A 2759-nucleotide genomic window follows, 5' to 3' on the forward strand; every position below is an offset into this window, starting at 1 on the left:
TGAGCCCCCTCAACCAGCCCCCTCCATGAGCTTTGTTACGCGCGTGCAGAAGACCTTCTCCGAACTCGAATATACCGGCAAGAAAAAGCAGACTCGCCGAGATCGCTTCCTGGCTGACCTTGAACAGCTGGTGCCCTGGGCACAAGTGGAGGCGCAAGTGGCGCCGTTCTATAGCGACACCACAGGCAAGCGTGGACGCCCTGCGATTGGGTTGTCGCGCATGCTGCGCATGTATGTCGTGCAGCAGTGTTTCGGTCTCTCCGATGAAGGTACCGAAGATGCCGTCTACGACAGCCAGGCCATTCGTGGTTTCATCGGCATCGACCTGGGCCGTGAGTCGGCACCGGATGCCACTACCTTGTTGCGATTTCGCCGCTTGCTGGAAACCCATCAGCTAACGCGGGTGCTGTTTGAAACGATTAACCAGCATCTGGCCAGCCGGGGTCTGCTGCTCAAGGAAGGCACTATCGTCGACGCTACCCTGATCGCCGCGCCGCCCTCGGTCAAGAACCGAGAAGGTAAGCGTGATCCTGAGATGCATCAGGCCAAGAAAGGCAATCAATGGCACTTCGGGATGAAGGCCCACGTTGGTGTCGACGCCACATCGGGACTCGTGCACAGCGTGGTAGGGACTGCCGCCAACGTGGCGGATGTCACCCAGGTCGATCAGTTGCTGCACGGCGCCGAAACCTATGTTTCGGGTGACGCTGGATACACTGGTGCGGCCAAGCGACCGGAGCATGCTGAACGGGACGTTGTCTGGTCGATTGCAGCACGGCCAAGCAGTTACAAACATCACGGCAAAGACAGCGTGCTGTACCGAGTCAAGCGCAAAGTCGAATACGCCAAGGCGCAGCTGCGTGCCAAGGTCGAGCATCCCTTCCAGGTGATCAAGGTGCGCTTCAATCATCGTAAGGTTCGCTACCGTGGACTGGAAAAGAATACGGCGCAGTTGTTCAGTCTGTTTGGGTTGGCCAATCTGGTACTGGCCAAGCGGTATTTGCAACGGACGGCGGGATAAGTCCGTCCGAAAGGCGGGGCTGGCCCGCTAATCAGCAAAATCAGGGTAGAAATCGGCCCAAGAAACGCAGAATAAGGCCGGTAGGTTGAAAAAACCGGGTTGAAAAAGGGGGACGGTGAGAATTGGCTAATTGTTCAGCGTCTCCCTAAACGCTGCAGGAAAATGATTGATTTAAACCGCTATACGTTTCTATACGGTTCTATGCGTTGGCCTGTACCTAAAACGCGCCACACCCATTTACGCCCAGCTTAAGAGCTGGCTGGACGAGAATGGCATTGAGATGGAGGGGGTTTGAAGCTCTTCCCCTGGATGGGAAGCTTTTCCCTACCAGGGATAAGGTTGTATTCGCTACGCCGGAGCCCGCAGATACTCATAGAGGGTGGCTCGGCTGATGCCGAACTCGCGTGCCAGAGCAGCTTTTGGCTCACGGGCTTCAACGCGGTGCCTCAGCTCTTGGATCCTGCTGTCGCTCAGCGCTTTTTTCCTCCCTCGATAGACGCCGCGCAGTTTCGCCAGGGAAATACCCTCTAGCTGCCGCTCACGAATCAGTGCCCGCTCGAATTCCGCGAAAGCCCCCATGACCGATAGCAGCAGGTTAGCCATTGGCGAATCTTCCCCAGTAAACGCCATCGATTCCTTCACGAACTCAATGCGCACTCCCCGCCCGGTGAGGTGATGCACCATGCGCCGCAAGTCATCGAGGTTACGGGCTAACCGGTCCATGCTATGCACGACCAAAGTGTCGCCCTCACGAACGTAACTGAGCAACGCTTCAAGCTGCGGACGCTGGGTGTCTTTGCCGGAAGCTTTGTCGATGAACACCTTGCTTACCTGAACGCCTTCCAGTTGACGATCCGGGTTCTGATCGAGCGTACTGACCCGTATGTAACCAATGCGTTGTCCGTGCATGCTACCTCCCAGCAAATTGTGTATAGCTGAGATCCTAAAGGCAGTCAGACAGATGCCAAATTATTGGATAACCAACCCTATCCAGACAGATTTTCGCTGCGTTTCGGGGTGTCAGGTTAGGGTATACGTCAAGCAGTCACTGAGTTGCGGCTATCGGCTAGGAGCGGACGCTCACAGGTTGAAGCACTTAATCATACCCGACCATAGACACACTATCCAACGATTACGTAGCCTCGGAGCAGGTCTTGTCGCTTCTGCTCCATGATTCATTGTCACGTTTCAGACGTTCAACTGGGTCAAGGGGTTACGCAGGGTCAAGGGAACGTTATGCAACAGAAGTGGCGTAATAAATTATGCCACTTCTGTTGCCTACTTATAGTTAGCTCTCAATTGGAGGTTTCTGTGCTGGCCGGAGCAAATAACCAGAATTTGTACCGTGAGTACTACGAGCTCATCCAAAGCAGCGAAGCCAAAGAAGCCTACAACTACCTAGTCGGTTGGGCAGCATCGCTCAGAAGCCATGATTTCTTTCCCGGCAGCCACGGTGTAATCAAAGACTTCAGGTTTATGCGTGGCGCCGACTGGGACTTTGCATTTATACCAAACCAGAAATGGCTGCTTTTCTACTTTAGAAAGCCTTGCCTAAACTCTGAAAAATTCTCGAAAACCCGGGTATTAGAAAGCTTTCCAAACGCCACAGAAAATAACGCCGGCGAACTCACAATCAGAGTTTCCACGCTTGAAATGGCAGTCCGGCTTGCCGCGTATATTGATAGCTAACAATTGTATATGGACTCTCCCCACAAGCAGTGAGGAATAGCTTTTTCGA

General features: G+C 53.9%; 3 protein-coding genes. 2 read left to right on the top strand and 1 reads right to left on the bottom strand.

The window, feature by feature from the left end:
• Positions 1-25 precede the first annotated feature (25 nt).
• On the top strand, positions 26-1021 hold the full coding sequence (locus tag LO50_RS21945; protein ID WP_003282265.1) for an IS5-like element ISPsp6 family transposase: 996 nt from the start codon (positions 26-28) through the stop codon (positions 1019-1021).
• A gap of 348 nt (positions 1022-1369) precedes the next feature.
• On the opposite strand, the gene LO50_RS21950 is transcribed toward LO50_RS21945, so the two are convergent.
• Entirely contained in the window at positions 1370-1930 is a 561-nt protein-coding gene (locus tag LO50_RS21950) for a recombinase family protein (protein ID WP_023447019.1), read from the bottom strand.
• Positions 1931-2332: 402 nt separating this feature from the next.
• Between LO50_RS21950 and LO50_RS21955 the strand changes: the two genes are divergently transcribed.
• Positions 2333-2710: a hypothetical protein gene (locus LO50_RS21955; protein WP_044316362.1), complete on the top strand. Its 378-nt coding sequence runs from the start codon at positions 2333-2335 to the stop codon at positions 2708-2710.
• Positions 2711-2759: the final 49 nt, after the last annotated feature.

This window comes from Stutzerimonas stutzeri, from assembly GCF_000935215.1.
In the GTDB taxonomy this organism is placed as follows: Bacteria; Pseudomonadota; Gammaproteobacteria; order Pseudomonadales; family Pseudomonadaceae; genus Stutzerimonas.

What these genes read in the sequence shown, in the direction of transcription:
- LO50_RS21945 (WP_003282265.1), top strand. Translation starts at nt 26, where the DNA reads ATGAGCTTTGTTACGCGCGTGCAGAAGACCTTCTCCGAACTCGAATAT.
- LO50_RS21950 (WP_023447019.1), bottom strand. Translation starts at nt 1,930, where the DNA reads ATGCACGGACAACGCATTGGTTACATACGGGTCAGTACGCTCGATCAG.